At 63.3% G+C, this 15,805-nt stretch carries 17 protein-coding genes; 8 read left to right on the plus strand and 9 right to left on the minus strand.

Annotated elements, in window-relative coordinates; all coding sequences use genetic code 11:
- Nucleotides 1-2: 2 nt before the first annotated feature.
- Together GQY20_RS17510 and GQY20_RS32200 are read right to left on the minus strand one after the other, a co-directional pair.
- The gene (locus tag GQY20_RS17510) at nt 3-893 is read right to left on the minus strand and encodes a glycosyltransferase family 9 protein (protein WP_157218423.1); all 891 of its coding nucleotides are present in this window, start codon (nt 891-893) and stop codon (nt 3-5) included.
- 328 nt (nt 894-1,221) lie between these two features.
- Entirely contained in the window at nt 1,222-1,617 is a 396-nt protein-coding gene (locus GQY20_RS32200) for a hypothetical protein (RefSeq protein WP_198351055.1), read from the minus strand.
- Between GQY20_RS32200 and GQY20_RS17520 the strand changes: the two genes are divergently transcribed.
- Nucleotides 1,601-1,798 carry a KTSC domain-containing protein gene (locus tag GQY20_RS17520; RefSeq protein WP_157218628.1) on the plus strand — a complete coding sequence of 66 codons (198 nt, stop codon included), beginning with the start codon at nt 1,601-1,603 and terminating at the stop codon, nt 1,796-1,798. The genes GQY20_RS32200 and GQY20_RS17520 overlap by 17 nt on opposite strands.
- Nucleotides 1,799-1,809: 11 nt before the next feature.
- On the opposite strand, the gene GQY20_RS17525 is transcribed toward GQY20_RS17520, so the two are convergent.
- Genes GQY20_RS17525 through GQY20_RS17555 form a run of 7 tightly spaced genes read right to left on the minus strand, consistent with a single transcriptional unit; the run spans nt 1,810 to nt 9,435 of the window.
- Entirely contained in the window at nt 1,810-2,844 is a 1,035-nt protein-coding gene (locus GQY20_RS17525; RefSeq protein ID WP_157218425.1) for a UDP-glucuronic acid decarboxylase family protein, read from the minus strand.
- A 23-nt stretch (nt 2,845-2,867) separates the two neighbouring features.
- Nucleotides 2,868-3,938 (minus strand): CgeB family protein, encoded by a 1,071-nt coding sequence (locus tag GQY20_RS17530; RefSeq protein ID WP_157218426.1) that lies wholly within the window; start codon nt 3,936-3,938, stop codon nt 2,868-2,870.
- Nucleotides 3,935-5,023 (minus strand): CgeB family protein, encoded by a 1,089-nt coding sequence (locus GQY20_RS17535; RefSeq protein ID WP_157218427.1) that lies wholly within the window; start codon nt 5,021-5,023, stop codon nt 3,935-3,937. The genes GQY20_RS17530 and GQY20_RS17535 overlap by 4 nt, the downstream gene beginning before the upstream one ends.
- Nucleotides 5,020-6,138, minus strand: a complete 1,119-nt coding sequence (locus GQY20_RS17540; protein ID WP_157218428.1) for a CgeB family protein — start codon at nt 6,136-6,138, stop codon at nt 5,020-5,022. The genes GQY20_RS17535 and GQY20_RS17540 overlap by 4 nt, the downstream gene beginning before the upstream one ends.
- Nucleotides 6,135-7,244 (minus strand): glycosyltransferase family 4 protein, encoded by a 1,110-nt coding sequence (locus GQY20_RS17545; protein WP_157218429.1) that lies wholly within the window; start codon nt 7,242-7,244, stop codon nt 6,135-6,137. Before GQY20_RS17545 ends, GQY20_RS17540 begins: the two co-directional genes overlap by 4 nt.
- Entirely contained in the window at nt 7,241-8,326 is a 1,086-nt protein-coding gene (locus GQY20_RS17550; protein ID WP_157218430.1) for an SDR family NAD(P)-dependent oxidoreductase, read from the minus strand. Before GQY20_RS17550 ends, GQY20_RS17545 begins: the two co-directional genes overlap by 4 nt.
- Entirely contained in the window at nt 8,323-9,435 is a 1,113-nt protein-coding gene (locus GQY20_RS17555) for an NAD-dependent epimerase/dehydratase family protein (RefSeq protein WP_157218431.1), read from the minus strand. The genes GQY20_RS17550 and GQY20_RS17555 overlap by 4 nt, the downstream gene beginning before the upstream one ends.
- A 20-nt stretch (nt 9,436-9,455) precedes the next feature.
- Here GQY20_RS17555 and GQY20_RS17560 point away from each other — a divergent pair, with 20 nt between their 5' ends.
- The 7 genes from GQY20_RS17560 to GQY20_RS17590 all read left to right on the plus strand — a co-directional run bounded on the left by GQY20_RS17560 (nt 9,456) and on the right by GQY20_RS17590 (nt 15,492).
- The gene (locus GQY20_RS17560; protein WP_232476125.1) at nt 9,456-10,235 is read left to right on the plus strand and encodes a histidine phosphatase family protein; all 780 of its coding nucleotides are present in this window, start codon (nt 9,456-9,458) and stop codon (nt 10,233-10,235) included.
- 50 nt (nt 10,236-10,285) lie between these two features.
- Nucleotides 10,286-11,056, plus strand: a complete 771-nt coding sequence (locus tag GQY20_RS17565) for a TIGR04290 family methyltransferase (protein ID WP_232476126.1) — start codon at nt 10,286-10,288, stop codon at nt 11,054-11,056.
- Complete coding sequence (locus GQY20_RS17570; protein ID WP_157218433.1) at nt 11,053-11,976, plus strand: glycoside hydrolase 5 family protein; 924 nt, start codon at nt 11,053-11,055, stop codon at nt 11,974-11,976. Before GQY20_RS17565 ends, GQY20_RS17570 begins: the two co-directional genes overlap by 4 nt.
- Before the next feature lie 17 nt (nt 11,977-11,993).
- Nucleotides 11,994-13,139, plus strand: coding sequence for an inositol-3-phosphate synthase (locus tag GQY20_RS17575; RefSeq protein ID WP_157218434.1), 1,146 nt, complete (start codon nt 11,994-11,996; stop codon nt 13,137-13,139).
- Nucleotides 13,136-14,107 carry an MDR/zinc-dependent alcohol dehydrogenase-like family protein gene (locus GQY20_RS17580; protein WP_198351033.1) on the plus strand — a complete coding sequence of 324 codons (972 nt, stop codon included), beginning with the start codon at nt 13,136-13,138 and terminating at the stop codon, nt 14,105-14,107. The genes GQY20_RS17575 and GQY20_RS17580 overlap by 4 nt, the downstream gene beginning before the upstream one ends.
- Before the next feature lie 49 nt (nt 14,108-14,156).
- Nucleotides 14,157-14,420 (plus strand): DUF6894 family protein, encoded by a 264-nt coding sequence (locus GQY20_RS17585; RefSeq protein WP_157218435.1) that lies wholly within the window; start codon nt 14,157-14,159, stop codon nt 14,418-14,420.
- An 82-nt stretch (nt 14,421-14,502) separates the two neighbouring features.
- Nucleotides 14,503-15,492 (plus strand): Gfo/Idh/MocA family protein, encoded by a 990-nt coding sequence (locus GQY20_RS17590; RefSeq protein WP_157218436.1) that lies wholly within the window; start codon nt 14,503-14,505, stop codon nt 15,490-15,492.
- Nucleotides 15,493-15,805 lie beyond the last annotated feature (313 nt).

Here is a 15,805-nt window from a genome sequence, read left to right on the forward strand (position 1 = left end):
TGTTATCCTTTACGAGATCGGCGACGAATATGGGCGAGATCATGCGACACATGGGCCATAACGGTTTTCCAGTCGCCCGGTTCGGGTTGCGCGTAGATTCGCATCGACGGATACCAGCTGCTCGTCACGCTGCCGGGATCCCAGCGCCAGTCGGGAGCCGCCTTGATGAGCAGCCAGGTCGGTTTTCCCATGGCTCCTGACAAGTGTGCGATCATCGTGTCGACGGTAATCACCAGCTCCGCTCCGGCTATGAGCGATGCGGTGATGCCCATGTCGAACGGGCAACCTTGCGGGTTGAGCACGTCCAGCGTCGATGGTGCGGGGACGAGGGTGATGCAAGGTGCGATGCGGGTCAAGGAACGGAAAAGATCCGCTGGCAGGTCTCTGTCCCGATCCCACTCGCCGGAGGCATGGCACAGCGCCACCGTACCGGGCGGAAGCTCGGCATGGCGAGCCGCTATATAGGGCGGCGGAGCCGCTTCGGGGGGAATGCGCAGTACGAGATCGAGCTCGGTGATTTCGATATCGCACTCGGATTTCGGCTCGGGCGCGGCCGGATCGAACGCAATAGATTGATCGATACCGTTCAGCCCGGCGAGCAGCTCACGGAGCCGTGGCTGTACTTCGAACGACACGCGACCTGCCCGACGCGCCAGCACAGGAAGATAGCGGGCAAATTGGATAGTGTCCCCGAGCCCGTGATAGCAGCGGACGAGAACCTGCCGACCGTCGGGTGGACTGCCGTCCCAGACCCAACGCTGATGGAAGGGCAGAGAGGGATCGTCTCGGCTGGCGGGATCCCGTTGTTGCAATATATTCGCTGCTACCGTCCATGCCGTCTCATAGTGTCCGGCGCGCATCGCATCCTGCCAGATCTCGCCAATGTCGATCATCTATTCGCAATCGCCTGTGAGTATGCAGGTTCCCGAAATGGATCTATGTTGGACCGGTTGCGCAGCCTGAGCGCTGAGTTTCCTTCACTGCTCTCGCGCATCAGCGGTTAGATCCAACTGCGGCATTGCGCGAGATCGCACGCTTATGCAGGAGCGCGATGATCCAGGTTGGTGAACCACGATCTGGATGTGCAGAGCGGCGCTGGCATGGGAACCTGCGTTCGCACGTTGCGCTTTGATCGAAGCGCCCCTCGCCGTAGGGATAGCGCTGGTCAAAATGGAGCGTAGCATGAGAGTGCCGGGATATTTGCTGTTTCTGACCCTTGCCTCATGTGGAAGCAATCCCGATTCCCGAGCGGATAATACTGCCGATCGGCTCGATCGTGCGGCGGAACAGAGCGATTCCGCTGCAGCGGCGGTTTTGGCCAATCGGGCCGACGCGGTACGCGAGGGCCAGGCTGGCAGTTCGGATGTCGCTGTCCAGAATGCGCTGACGGACGCGGGCGAGGCCCAGCGGCCGGCAGTGCTGCCATCTTCGCAGGCGCAGGCGATGCCGCACCGTGCCGGCGAACCCATGCCGCCGGCCGAGAGCGCACGCCGCCCCTGAGCGCGCGACCGTGCCAGCGTCTGTCGTGGATTGCCGAGCACGGGGCTGCGGCGAGGCGGCGTCGCAAGCATCCGATCCGCCGCTGGAGCGTTTGCCGGAGATGCCGTCGTCAGTCATTCGCGCTTTCAACTATCTTCCGGACGTAGCCCGGTTGGAGATCGAATTTCTGAGCGGTCGTCGTTACGTCTATCTCGGTGTTCCGGCAGACAAGGCTGCTGCGTTGCAGAAAGCGCGTTCCAAAGGCCGTTTCTTCAATCGTCATATTCGCGATCACTTTCCTTTCCTCCGCATACGCTGAAGCGGAGCGCATCAGCGCACAGCCGCGAGGGGCATGGTCCGGCGCGCGCCTGCACCACTGGCTGCAAGGCCGGAGCAGCCAAGTTCTGCGGCGAACCAGTCGCATGTCGAGGCGAGCCCGTCCGCGAGTGGAACCTGCGGCGCCCAGCCCAGCCATCGCCGGGCACTGGCAATGTCCGGCCGACGGCGGCGCGGATCATCGACCGGCAGCGGGCGGTAGACGGTCTCGCCGCTTGTCTCGACAAGTCCCAGTATCTGCTCGAGAAGTTCGTTGACCGAATATTCTTCGGGATTGCCAAGATTTATCGGTGCGGACGGTAGTCCGTCCGTTTCCATCAGCCTGATGAGACCGTCGACCATGTCCGACACATAGCAAAAGCTTCGCGTCTGGCTGCCGTCCCCGTAGATGGTAATGTCGCGTCCCGACAACGCCTGGCAGATGAGATTGGACACGACGCGTCCGTCATCCGGATGCATGTGCGGTCCATAGGTATTGAAGATGCGCGCGACGCGAACATCAGCACGTCCTAGCCGGGCGAAATCAAAGCTCATTGCCTCGGCTGCCCGCTTGCCTTCATCATAGCAGGCGCGGGGCCCCGTACAGTTCACCCAGCCGCGATAATCCTCCTTTTGCGGATGGGTCTCCGGATCGCCATAGACTTCGCTGGTCGACGTCAAAAGAAAACGCGCACCACTTCGTTCGGCAAGGCGCAGCAGTCGATCAGTGCCGAGGACGTTGGTGAGCATCGTGTGCTCAGGATCCGCCTGATATTGCGGCGGCGAAGCAGCGCAGGCGAGATTGTAGATGCGCGTTATCGCGTCCGACCGATCCAGCACCGTGCGCGGCAAGGGGGCGGTGATATCGGCCTTGATGAAGTGAAAGCCCTGGTGTCGCGCCAGATTTTCGACATTGACCGGACGTGACGTCTGCAGATTGTCGAGACAGAGCACGGAGAAGCCACGATCGAGCAGGGCGGCGCACAGATGCGATCCGATGAAGCCGGCGCCGCCGGCGACCAGGGCAAGAGGCTGCTTAGCATTCGTCATCGACCATCCTTTATTACTGTCGCTCAACTTGCCCGCGCGAGCGGAAGGGTGCCGCACGCTTCGCCGAGCCACGTCTCGAGTTGTTCCGCACGCCGGGCGGAGCTGTGTCCGGCCAGCACTCTTTCCCTGGCACAGAGGCCTAGGGTCTCCTCCTTGCTCTCCAGCGCATGCGCGACATCGTCGCTGTCCCGTGCGAGAAGGATGTCCCGCCCCGGCAGCAGTACCGTCTCGATGCCGGGCCAGATGTCCGAGATGATGGCCGTGGCGCAGGCGGCGGCTTCGAACAGCCGCACCGACGGCGACCAGCCGGCACGAACCATGTCAGCCCGCGTGATGTTCAGCGTGTAGCGCGATGCGCTGTAGAAATCCGGATGGGCGGCTGGCGGCAGATGTTCGATGCGCTCGACATTTTGCGGCCAGTTCATGTTTGTGGGATATTGCGGACCGGCGACGACGAAGCGCCTATGCGGTAGGCGACGGGCGGGCTCGAGCAGCAGGGCCTCCAGCGCGGGTTGACGGTCGGCGCTGTAAGTGCCGAGATAGCTGAGATCCCAGCGCCGGGGTACGGCGAGCGGTCGGTAGGCGTCGATGTCGACCGAACAATAAAGCGGACGCGCGGCGGCCACGCCATAGGTCCGCTCGATCCAATCCAGCGTTGGTCCGCCGGTGAATGAAAGATAGAGATCATAGCCTGGTATCAGGTCAGGGGAGATATAATCACAATCACCGGTGGAAAGATGAGCAAGAGTCACGGGCGTATCTATGTCGTAAAATGCGGTAATGCCCCGTGCATGTTGCTGCACGAAGCGACCCACTGTGATTCCATCTGGTACATAGGATCCAACGATTACTGCATCGGCAGTCGCGATCTCGTCTTGCCAGCGCTCGAGTTCCGAGAGCGCACCGTAGAAAGCCAGCCGGCAGTAGCGGGGCGTACTAAGGTCGCGATTGGCGGCGTACCAGGGCTGGTCGCGCTCCAGGAAGAGTATTTCGTGGCCGCGCGCCGCGAACGCCGCCAACAGCGCACGGAATGTCGTGGCATGGCCGTTTCCCCAGGACGACGACAGGCTAAGGCCGAAGACGACGATCTTCATACGCCAACCCTCGCGCGCGCGCGAAGTGTTGAGAATATTGCGTCAACTTGTGCGCCGCGCAGAGAATAGCTGTGTTCGGACATGACGCGCCTACGCGCGGCCTCTCCGATCGATCGGGCGCGCTCCGGCGTCAGCGCCTCGAGCAGGTCCGCGACATCCTTTCCGTCGCGGGCGACGAGCACTTCGGTTCCTGGCTGGAGGAACAGTTCGATCCCTTCCCAGACGTCCGTGATCAGGCAGGCAGCTGCGCCAGCAGCCTCGAATATCCGGGTCGCCGGCGAGAAGCCGACATGCGCCATGCTTTCGCGAGCGACGTTGAGCAAGGCGCGCGGCGTCGAGTTGAAGCGGTTATGTTCATAGGTGTAGACATGGCCGCAATGTCGCACATTGGGCGGCAGAGGCCGCGCATCCCAGCCACTGCCGCCGATGAGAAAACTCCGTTTTTTGAGCCGTTCGGCCGGCCGAAGCAGAAATTCCTCCACGCGAGCCTCCCGGTCCGGGAGACGGTTGCCGAGAAATGCGAGATCGGCTGCGAAGCGATCGTCCGAGGCATCCGGGAAATGGCTCCCCGGATCGAGTGCATTATAGACCGGGATGCAGTCCGCCGCACCGAAGCGGCGATAGGCGTCGACGACGGGAGGCCCGCCGCCATAAGTGAGGACAAGATCGAGTTGAGGCAGGGCGCTTCGCACGGGATGATCAGCCGAGATCCGCATCTCATCGAGGGTGGCAGCAGCGTCAACGTCCCAGAAGACCCGCAGTGCGTCCGGCTGCGCGTGCGCGATGATCCCTTCGAGCAGTTCGCGATCGAATATGCCGACGCCATTGGCCTTGACGACGATATCCGCGTCGGCGGCCTCAGCCAGCACGCGCCGCATCGCCTCCGGCGTTGCCTCATAGACGATCACGCGTGCCCAGTCGGGCGGGTCGATATCCCGGTGCTGCTGACGATCGAGCACATCGGGTTCGTAGAAGCTGATCGCGTAGCCGCGGTCTGCGAGAGCGTTGAGGATTCCGCGATAATAGGTGGCGGCCCCGTTCCAGTAAGAGGAGAGCAGGCTGGAGCCGTAAAAGGCGATCTTCATGCCAAATTCCTTTGCGGCTCGACGCTGGCCGGACGCAGCCCGGCGACGATGGTGAGCAGCTCGCCGGCTCGGTGAGCACAGCTATGGCGTTCGCGAATGGTCGCGATCCCATGTGAGATGAGGTGCGCGCGCAATGCTGCATCGGCCGTGAGCGCGCGTAGGTGCCGCGTCATCTCGGCGCCGCTGTGCGCAACCAGGAAATCTTCGCCAGGCGTAAACAGCCGCTCGCTGTCGGACCAAGGAGCGGTGACGAGCGGTATGCCGCATGCCAATGCCTCAAACACCCGTATCGTCGGGATGCCAGGAAGGACGGTGGCGTAATAGCGGCGCGGCACATGTACCGTCGCAAGATGACGCGCGAAAAGTTCGGGCACGCGCGCATTCGGGACCCAGCCATGATAGCGGGCATGGTGTCGCAAGAGCGTGCGAATGGCTTGAGGTGGATAGCGCACGCCATAGATGTCGAGGGGCATGCCGGCCGCCTCCGCTGGCCGAAGTAGATAATCGCCGATCTCCCTCGTACGTTCATCGTCTCCCCAATTGCCGATCCATATGATGCCGTGGCGTTCGGTCGGCTCCGCTGGCGGATGGAAATGGTGCGTGTCGGCGGCTTCGTGCCAGGTCCACACGCGGTTGGCCCAGCCCCAGCGCCGATAGACGTCGGCAAGTGCCTCGCCGAACGCCAGTACGCCGTCATAGGCGGAGAGATCGAAGGCGCGGATTGCGTTTGGTTCGCTTACGGCACGGTGATGCGTGTCATGGAAGAGAAGGGTGAAGCGGCCGCCGCGCTGGCGCGCTACACCCAGCGCCGCAACCAATGTCGGGTCGTTCCATTCATGAACGATGACGAGATCGGCATCCTGCGCCAGCGCGACCGGATCCTCGCCCGCCGCATAGGCGCATGGCTGCAGGTCTGGATAGCTGCTGTGGAAGCTCTCCAGACCCTTCTCGCCATGATCGGCCAGGAGATTGTCGAGACTCCAGTTCCTCTCCGGCTCGCAGGCGCGCACATGGTGGCCGCGGGCGATCAGTTCCCGCAGCACCCCGCGTAGAAAATGCGCATTGCCGTGGTTCCAGCAGGATCTCAGCGAGTGAGTGAAATAGACGATGTTCATGCCGCGCTTTTCCGCTCGACGGCAGACGTGGGCGTCGCCAGGAGTGCTGCGTAGAGAGTGGCCATGGCTTCTGCCATGGAGGCCGGCGTGTAGCGCCGGGCTGCTGCTGCTGCCCGGCTGCCGAGCGATAGCCGCAATCGCCTGTCGTCGATGAGCCGCGCAACGCCTGCCGCGACAGCATCTGCGTCGTCGTCGGGCACGAACAGCGCGGCGTCCTGCCAAAGCTCTCGAAATGTGGCTATGTCGGACAGCAGGAGTGCGCAACCCGCCGAGGCCGCCTCGAGCACCGCAAGCCCGAAGGGCTCGTAGCGGGCGGCGGAGACGAAGACGGGCCTCGCGGCGAGACAGCCGGCCAGCGCGCTTTCGTCCAGCGAGCCGAGCAATGCCAGGTTGTCGAGCTCCACTACTTCGTCCTGCGGACCGCGAACCGGTCCTGCCGCCTTGAATGGTATTGGAAGCCGAGCAGCCGCCTGGTCGAGCAGGACCGCATTCTTGCCCGCATCCCAAAGGCGGCCGGCGGTGAAGGCGAAGTCTGCCATGTCGAGCGGCTGACGGGTCAGCGGTGTACGGCCATTGTGCACGACGCGGGGACGTGTGCGCAGCCCGTAGATCTGCTGGACTACCTCGCCGAATGCACGAGACGGCACGACGATCTCAGCCGCCTGACATAGGCCCTGGGCGACGAGTGTCGTGCGCCAAACGAAATCCTCGGGCGGCGGGCCATTGCGCGTCGCCCGCCACCAGCTCGCGACGCAGCTGTGCAGCACGGTGACGACTGGCACGCGATAGCCGCCTGCCGCGGCGAGGGCGGGGCTGTTGAGATGGACGAGGTCGGCACCGAGTTCAGCGGTGAGCTCCGCTGTCCGCGCGCCCGCCCGCAAGACGGCATCCTTGTCGCTGGCCAGCCAGTCCAGAACGATGTCGGTCTCGATCAACGCCGCGCCGGCAATGCCGCCGAAAGCGCTGCGCTGCTTCGTGGTGGGCGGCGGGCCGCCGACCAGCAGGCTGGTCCGCCAGCCATGGGGTACGAGCGCGCGCGCCAGTTCGGCGGCATACTGCCAGACACCTCCCACCGCGTCGGCTGTCATCAGGAGATGGCGGATCATCGCGCGGCGGCGGCCAATGGGCGGGAAGGCGACGCGGCCCGCAGCGCGCGATCGTCGCGGAACCACTCAGCAAGCCGCGCGACACCGTCTCGCCAAGGGCGTTTCGGACCCAGTTCGAGCGCCGCATCGGCTGCCTGCGTATTTGCGACGAAGTAGCGCTGGTCGCCGGCGCGCCAATCCGCGAACCGGAGCTCGACGTCCTGGCCGACGAGCGCCTCGATATGTTCGACGAGGGTTCGGAGGCTGACCGCATTGGTGGGACCGCCACCGAGATTGAAGGCGCGTCCGGCGATGTGGTCGATCCTCTTCCACGCAGCAACATAGGCCGAGACCGCGTCCGCAACCTCCAGGATGTCCCGCACTTGATGACCGTCTCCAAAGAGGGTGATCGGCTGGCCGGCGAGCGCGCGCAGCAGAAAGTGGGCGACCCAGCCCTGATCCTCCGTGCCCATCTGGCGCTGCCCATAGATGCAGCTCATACGCAGCACCGCGCTGCGCAGGCCGAAGCTGCGGGCATAATCCAGCACATATTGATCCGCCGCCCCCTTCGAGCAGCCATAAGGGGTGTGAAATTCGAGCGGCCTGTTCTCGCCGACGCCGGACCGGGCCAGATCCGGATCCACCGGACTATAGCCATGTTCGCCCCGCTCCAGCGCCACATCGGCAAGATCGCCATAGACTTTGTTGGTCGAGGCAAAAAGGACTGGGGTAGGGGAAGGGAGGCTGCGCAAGGCCTCGAGCACGTTCAGCGTGCCTTCGACATTGATGCTGAAATCTTCGAGCGGATCGTCAAGGCTCGTCGTTACGGCGACCTGCGCCGCGAGGTGGAACACTGCCTTTGCCTCGCGTGCGGCGCGACCGATCTCACCCGCATCCCTGACATCGGCAACCACCTCGATGATCTTCGCCCCATGCCGTGCGCGAAGCCAGTCGAGATTGGTTTTCACCCCTTCGCGCGACAGCGCGTCGTAGACGATCACGTCGTGACCCTCGCCGGCCAGCCGGTCCGCTATGTTGGAGCCGATGAAGCCGGCGCCGCCGGTGACGAGGATCGGCCGCGTGTCTTTCGCGTCATCGCTCATGCCACGAGTCCTCTTGCCTCGAGCTGGGCACGGGCTTCGCCAACCCGGTCTTCCGCAGTCTGGCGGGCGACCCACTCGGCGAGCTCTGCCAGGCCCACCCCGAAATCCTGTTGCGCGCGAAAGCCGAGGTGATGCTCCGCCTTGCTGGTGTCGCAGAAGCAATGCCGTATGTCGCCGACTCTGCCCTTGCCCACGATATCGGGTTCGACTGCGTCCTTGCCCATCGCTTTAGCCAGCTCGAGCGCGACCTCGGTCACCGAGCGATCTTGGCCGGATCCGATGTTGAAGCTGCCGCCCGCCAATCCCGGCAGGGCCAGCGCGTCGGCGAAGGCGCGGGCGACGTCCGCGACATGGACGAAGTCGCGTCGCTGTGCGCCATCCTCGAAAATCATCGGTCGCTGGCCATTGAGCAGGCGGGAGGCGAAGATCGCGAGCACGCCTGTGTAGGGATTGGAAAGAGCTTGGCCAGGACCATAGACATTGAACAGGCGCAGGCAGACGCCTTCCATGCCGTAGGGCGCCGTCATGATATGGGTCGTTCGTTCCTGAACATATTTGTTAAGCGCATAGATGGACGCAAGGCTCGGCCGTTTCCATTCGGGTGTGGCCAGCGGAATGAGGGGGCGGCCATGAGCATCGAGAGGATCCCAGCCGCGACCGTCGTCGCCGGCTGACTGCCGCTCGGCATCCTCGACGAGCGCCCCGTCCTGATCGCGATAGAGACCCTCGCCATAGATGCTCATCGAGGATGCGGTGACGACGCGCCGCACCGGTCGGTCGATCAGCCGTTCGAACAGCACGGCAGTGCCCAGATCGTTCACTGATGTGTAGCGCTCGAGCTCGTACATCGACTGGCCGACGCCGACCTCGGCTGCGAGATGGATGACGCTGTCGATACCCGCCAGCGCTTTTCCGACGGCATGACCGTTGCGTACGTCCGCGTTGATCAGCTCGACCTCGAGAGGAAGATCGGCCGGCCGCGCACAATCGCCGTGAACCTGCTCGACGAGGCTGTCGAGAACCCGTACGGCATAGCCTCGTCGGAGCAGTTCGGAGCAGACCGACCGGCCAATAAATCCTGCGCCGCCGGTGACCAGTACACGCTCCATTACCGCGTCCTTACAAATGTTTGGAGATCGAGCTCCCAGGAACAGCATCTTCTTCATCTTGTTCCTGTTTAACTATCTCAATCATGATCCAGGTTATTCAAAACCATCCTGGGTTGCTTCATCCGACGAAAGAAAAAGCTCAATCGGAACTGCCGGCGTTTGATCAGTGTTGGGCAAGCATCTATGTTGATGCTTTTAAATGTGCGGCGCCGGAAATGAGGCTCTATCTGGCGCGCCACGCTCCTCATGACCTCATCGGAGACGTGCTCACCGGCCGCTCTGGCGGTGCCGGCCTCAGTGCCGGCGGCCGCGGTCAGGCTCGGCGGCTCGCCCGGGCGCTTCGCGGCGCTCCGATCCATGCGGTCCACTGTAGCCCGCAGCGGCGAACCCGCGAAACCGCCGGCATCATCGCCGATCAACTCAAGCTGGAGGTGCAAATCGTGGATGCGCTGGACGAGATCGATTTCGGGGACTGGACCGGAAAGCGCTTCGCCGATCTTGCCCGCGAGCCAGACTGGATCGCGTGGAACGAGCGGCGATCATGCACGGCACCGCCAGGCGGCGAAAGGATGCAGGCGGTGGTTGAGCGCGCGCGGAGCCATATCGAGGCGCGGATGGACGAGGTCGCCGGGCTGCTGTGCGTGAGCCACTGCGATGTGATCCGGGGGTTGATTGCACATTATCTCGGCCTGGATCTCGATCATATGCTGCGGTTCGACATCGAACCGGCATCGTTCAGCATGGTCGATATCGGCAATTGGGGTGGCCGCGTGGTCACGCTGAACCGGGTGCCGGCATGACGCCGGGCAGTACATCCGCCGCGTCATCCTCGCGACAGGACACCAGAGCGATGATCGAAGCGCTCGGTCCCTGGTTCCACAATATCGAGATCGACGGGGTTTGGACCGCACCCGATCATTTTCTCGGCGATTATCCCGCGGTGAAGTTCGCCCGTTTCGCCGACGCCCTGCCTCAGGACCTCGGCGGCTGCTCGGTCCTCGATATCGGCTGCAACGCAGGCTTCTATGCCATGGAGATGAAGCGACGCGGGGCCGGTGAGGTGGTGGCCATCGATTCCGACGAGCATTATCTGCGGCAGGGCCGCTTCGCCGCCGCAGCGCTCGGTTATGCCGATATCCGCTTCGAGCAGCTGTCCGTTTATGACGTCGCCCAATTGGGCAGACGCTTCGATCTCGTGATCTTCATGGGTGTGCTTTACCATTTGCGGCACCCGTTGCTCGCGCTCGATCTCATTCGCGAGCACGTCGCAGGCGAAAAACTGCTCTTCCAGACGATGCAGCGGGGCGGCGATACGATCGCGAACATCCCCGAGGATCATCCTTTCCATGTTCCCGGGACGACGCAGCCACCGGCCTTTTTCGACGATCCGGGCTATCCCCGCATGCATTTCATCGAGCGCGAATATGCCCATGATTGGACGAACTGGTGGGCGCCGAACCGGGCCTGCAGCGAAGCCATGCTCCGCTCTGCCGGCTTTGCGATCGAGGCGAGGCCCGAGGAGGAAGTCTATTTGTGCCGCGTCGCCGAAATTCCGTTCGCTGGACGCGGGGCGGGCGCTGGCGCGGTCTACCCGGCCAGAGGTCAGGAGGAAGCGCGATGATCGAAGCGGCGATGATCTGGAATGAGCCCAACAACAAGTCCCATTGGGATCCGGAGCTCGACCCGGAATGGGCGCTCTACGCTGACCTGGTGATCCGCGCCGGAGCCGCGATCGCCGACGTTAATCCGGCGATGACAAGGGTGCTTGGCGGCATGTCCCCGATCGACCCGGCGTGGACATCGCGGATGCGCGACCTGGGCGCGCTCGACGCCGTGGATGTGGTTGCCGTCCACGGCTTTCCTCTCGACTGGAATCTGTGGCCCATCCACGCCTGGCCGGCCAAGGTGGCGGAGATCGAGGCGGTGGTTCCCGACAAGCCGGTCTGGGTGACGGAGGTCGGTGTCGGTTCCTTTGGCGCTGACGAGGTGCAGCTATTCGGTTTCAACCGGACGGCGGAGCTGCTGATCGGCCGCGTACCGCGGATCTTCTGGTACTCGCTCTATGATCTCCCGCAAAGCTGGGGCGCGACCACCCGCCACCGCGAGGCCGAGGGATCGAGCTACTACCGTCATTTCTACATGGGGCTCCTTCGCGAGGACGGAAGTCCCAAGCCGGCGCTGCAGGCTTACGCGAAGGTCGCAAGCCGGATGGGCCTCATGCAATGGTTCCATTTCGAGGATCCGCGCCTGGACGATGCGGTGACCTGGATGAAGCGGCTGGGCGTGCGTCACCTGCGCACCGGGCTCAGCTGGGCTGACAGTTTCCGGCCGGGCGCGCTCGATTGGTTCGATCGGCAGATGGAGGCGTTGGCCGATTTCGAGCTGACCGTCACCTTCTGCTTCACGCCCGAGCATCTCGGCCTCGCTCCCCACCATACGAGCCCGCCACGCGAAGCACAGGGCTTTGCCGATTTTTGCGCCTGGATGATCGATCGATACGCACCGGCAAGTGTCTCCCGGCCCGCCGCGTTCAGCGCCTGAAGAAGAAGGAAGATCACATGCCTGCAACCGCGCCTCGAGCGATCAGGATAGCCATCGTTGGCGTCGGCAATTGTGCCAGCTCGCTGGTTCAGGGCCTGTCCCATTATCGCGACGGCGCAAACGACATGATCGGTCTCACGCATGTCGATCTCGGAGGCTATCAGCCTGGCGATATCCGCGTGGCCGCAGCCTGGGATGTCGATTATCGCAAGGTGGGGCGCGATGTCACGGATGCCATATTCGCATCGCCCAACTGCACGGCGCGATTCTGTGAACGGGTCGATCCGACCGGCACGATCGTCGAGATGGGCCGGATCCTGGATGGGATTGCCGATCATATGGCCGAACATCCGGAGGAGCGTAGCTTCCGCCCCGCCGATCTGCCGGAAGCAACCCGCGCATCCGTCATCCGCACGCTACGCGAACGTAAGGTCGACATATTGCTCAACTATCTTCCGGTGGGATCCCAGCGAGCGACGGAATTCTACGCGGAATGCGCATTGGAAGCCGGTGTGGCGCTGGTGAACAATATTCCGGTGTTCATCGCGAGCGACGAAGGTTGGGCCGAACGATTCGCCGCGGCAGGCGTGCCGGTGATTGGTGACGACATCAAAGCCCAGCTCGGTGCCACTATCGTCCACCGGATATTGACCGACTTGTTCGCCAAGCGCGGCGTCAAGCTCGAGCGCACCTATCAGCTCAATACGGGCGGCAATACAGACTTTCTCAACATGACCAACCGGTCGCGCTTGTCGTCCAAGAAAATCTCCAAGACCGAGGCGGTGCAGGCGGTCGCCGAAGTTCGGATCGACGATGACGACATCCATGTCGGACCATCCGATTATGTCGCGTGGCAGAAAGACAACAAGGTCTGCTTCCTGCGCATGGAGGGCCGATTGTTCGGCGGCGTTCCAATGAACCTGGAATTGCGGCTCTCCGTCGAGGACAGTCCCAATTCGGCTGGTGTCGCGATCGACATGATCCGTTGCGCAAAGCTGGCGCTCGATCGGGGGCTCGGCGGTGCGATTCTTCCCGCATCCGCCTGGTTCTGCAAGCACCCGCCGGTCCAGATGACGGACGATGCCGCTCATGCCGCGCTGGCCGCGTTCATCGCTGAGCAGCCTGCGAGACTTGCCGCGGTTCGTCAGGAGTCCGCAGGATGACGAGCCCGGTCATGCGCGCGGCGGTCGTCACCGCCCCGGGTCGCGTCGAACTGGTTCATATTCCCGTGCCGTCCACCGGTGTCGGCCAGGTTCGGGTGAGGCTGGAAGGGTGCGGCGTATGCGCTTCCAACCTGGCGCCGTGGGCAGGGCCGGACTGGATGCGCTTCCCGACGGCGCCGGGTGCGCTCGGCCATGAAGGCTGGGGCATCGTCGACGAGGTGGGAGAAGGCGTGGACGCGATCCGCATCGGCCAACGCGTCGCGACCTTGTCGCACAACAGCTACGCCGAATTCGACGTGGCCGAGCAAAGCGCCGTCGTACCATTGCCCGATGCACTGGCGCGAGCCCCGTTTCCCGGCGAGCCGCTCGGATGCGCCATGAACATCTTCCTGCGCAGCGAGATACTGCCTGGCCAGACGGTGTGCATCATCGGCATAGGCTTCCTGGGAGCGCTGTTGACCCGACTGGCAAGCGAGGCGGGTGCGCGCGTGATCGCGATCTCGCGCCGGGATTCTTCGCTGGCGCTGGCACGTCGCTTCGGCGCCACGGAGACGATCCGCATGGATGAGCATTTTCACATTATTGATACTGTGAACGCACTTACCGGCGGGCATCTTTGCGAGCGGGTTATCGAGGCAGTCGGCAAACAATGGCCGCTCGACCTCGCTGGAGAACTTACTGCCGAAAGGGGGAGGCTCATCCTCGCGGGTTATCACCAGGATGGGCCGCGGCAGGTCAACATGCAGCTGTGGAACTGGCGCGGCCTCGACGTGGTGAATGCGCATGAACGCGATCCCACAAGCTATGCGGACGGGACCGCCCGGGCGGTTGACGCCGTCGTCGCCGGTCGGTTCGACCCCTCGCCGCTCTATACCCATGATTTCCCGTTGGACCGGCTGGGGGAGGCGCTCGATATGACGCGCGATCATCCCGAGGGGTTCGTCAAGGCACTGATCCGTCTGTCCTGAATGGTACGGGCCGGCGCTAATCCGCCGAAGGATCGACAGGCGTGAGACCATGAACATGCAGCGCTATTATTTTCACGTCGTGAATGGCAGCGGCTCCGAACTGGATACGCACGGTATGATGGTTCGTGACAAGCAGGATGGACTGGATCATGCGCGCACGCTTGCCTGTCCGCTGCTGACCGACGAGCTGCTGTCCGGCCGCAGCCATGCGACGGTGACGATCCTTGTCGAGGATACGGAAAGTCGCTGCATCGACGCGATCAAAGCCGAGCTGCGGGTCACCACGACCAAGCACAGGGCAGCCACGGACTGAACGGCATTCATCACGTCTTGAGCGACGGTGGCTTGCAGTTCCTCCGGTGTCGGATCTTTCCGCGTGTTAGGAGAATGATGAGGTGATACCGCGGATCGGTTTCCTGGGAGTCGGTTGGATCGGCCGCCATCGCATGGAGACGTTGCTTGCCAGTGGTGCGGCAGAAGCCGTCGCGGTGTGCGATACCTCGGCCGAATGCTTGGCGCACGCCGCCCGGCTGGCCCCTGGAGCGGCGCAGGTCGGTTCGCTGGACGAGATGCTCTCCCTCAAGCTCGATGCCGTCGTGATCGCAACGCCGAGCGCATTGCACGCCGAACAGGCGATCCGGTCGCTGGAAGCGGGAGTTGCCACATTCTGCCAGAAGCCGCTCGGCCGCAGCGCTGCGGAAGTCGGGGCGGTCGTGGACGCGGCGCGCACGGCGGATCGCCTGCTCGGACTCGATCTCTCCTATCGCCACGCCGAGGCGGTGCGGCAGATCGCGGCGCTTGTCCGCAAAGGCGCGCTGGGCCGACTGTTCGCAATCGATCTGACATTTCACAACGCTTATGGCCCCGACAAGGACTGGTTCTATGATCCCGCATTATCCGGCGGGGGATGTGTCATCGATCTTGGTGTCCACTTGGTCGATCTCGCTCTCTGGATCCTGGGATTTCCGCCAGTCGATGCGGTGGATGCACGACTCATGGCCGGCGGGCGGCCACTGGTTGCAGGCCAAGTCGAAGATTATGCCGTGGCGCAGTTCAACGCAGGCGGCGTGGAAGTGCGGCTCGCCTGTTCGTGGCGGTTGAACGCCGGCTGCGAAGCGGTAATCGAGGCGGAATTCTTCGGTGACGCAGGCGGAGCGCGGCTGCGCAACGTCAATGGATCCTTCTACGACTTCTCCGCCGAGCGCCTGTCGGGCACGACATCGCAGCCCCTGGCGATGCCGCCGGACGCCTGGGGTGGACGTGCCGTGCTATCATGGGCGCTCGCGCTGGCATCCTCCCCGGCCTTCGACCGCGATGCCGAACATTATCTATGCTCGGCGCAGGTGCTGGATCGCATCTACGGGCGAGATATTGTCGCATCATAGCGGAATGATCCGCCCATCAGTATCGGATATAGCGCAATATGGTCGCGGATCCTGCGATCGACGGTGAAGCGATATTCTATCGATCCGGGCGACTGCCATGGACAAGGATTCCGAAACTCCAAACCGAATGTCACTGAGCCACAACGTATATTGGCCACCGGAGGTAATGTCGTACCAAGGCTTGCTGCCATCTTGCGATGGTGCGTTGAGCCATATGGATCGCGGCACAAGTGCAAAGCGATGTCATCCTAGCCTATGTTGTCGAGCGGCGCCATTCTTCTGCTTCCCTTCGCGCTCTCGACCATTGTGCCTG

The sequence above is a fragment of the Flavisphingomonas formosensis genome (assembly GCF_009755815.1).
In the GTDB taxonomy this organism is placed as follows: domain Bacteria; phylum Pseudomonadota; class Alphaproteobacteria; order Sphingomonadales; family Sphingomonadaceae; genus Flavisphingomonas; species Flavisphingomonas formosensis.

Coding starts and splice junctions, on each gene's coding strand:
- GQY20_RS17510 (WP_157218423.1), bottom strand. CDS start 893: ATGATCGACATTGGCGAGATCTGGCAGGATGCGATGCGCGCCGGACAC.
- GQY20_RS17520 (WP_157218628.1), top strand. CDS start 1,601: ATGCCGTCGTCAGTCATTCGCGCTTTCAACTATCTTCCGGACGTAGCC.
- GQY20_RS32200 (WP_198351055.1), bottom strand. CDS start 1,617: ATGACTGACGACGGCATCTCCGGCAAACGCTCCAGCGGCGGATCGGAT.
- GQY20_RS17525 (WP_157218425.1), bottom strand. CDS start 2,844: ATGACGAATGCTAAGCAGCCTCTTGCCCTGGTCGCCGGCGGCGCCGGC.
- GQY20_RS17530 (WP_157218426.1), bottom strand. CDS start 3,938: ATGAAGATCGTCGTCTTCGGCCTTAGCCTGTCGTCGTCCTGGGGAAAC.
- GQY20_RS17535 (WP_157218427.1), bottom strand. CDS start 5,023: ATGAAGATCGCCTTTTACGGCTCCAGCCTGCTCTCCTCTTACTGGAAC.
- GQY20_RS17540 (WP_157218428.1), bottom strand. CDS start 6,138: ATGAACATCGTCTATTTCACTCACTCGCTGAGATCCTGCTGGAACCAC.
- GQY20_RS17545 (WP_157218429.1), bottom strand. CDS start 7,244: ATGATCCGCCATCTCCTGATGACAGCCGACGCGGTGGGAGGTGTCTGG.
- GQY20_RS17550 (WP_157218430.1), bottom strand. CDS start 8,326: ATGAGCGATGACGCGAAAGACACGCGGCCGATCCTCGTCACCGGCGGC.
- GQY20_RS17555 (WP_157218431.1), bottom strand. CDS start 9,435: ATGGAGCGTGTACTGGTCACCGGCGGCGCAGGATTTATTGGCCGGTCG.
- GQY20_RS17565 (WP_232476126.1), top strand. CDS start 10,286: ATGATCGAAGCGCTCGGTCCCTGGTTCCACAATATCGAGATCGACGGG.
- GQY20_RS17570 (WP_157218433.1), top strand. CDS start 11,053: ATGATCGAAGCGGCGATGATCTGGAATGAGCCCAACAACAAGTCCCAT.
- GQY20_RS17575 (WP_157218434.1), top strand. CDS start 11,994: ATGCCTGCAACCGCGCCTCGAGCGATCAGGATAGCCATCGTTGGCGTC.
- GQY20_RS17580 (WP_198351033.1), top strand. CDS start 13,136: ATGACGAGCCCGGTCATGCGCGCGGCGGTCGTCACCGCCCCGGGTCGC.
- GQY20_RS17585 (WP_157218435.1), top strand. CDS start 14,157: ATGAACATGCAGCGCTATTATTTTCACGTCGTGAATGGCAGCGGCTCC.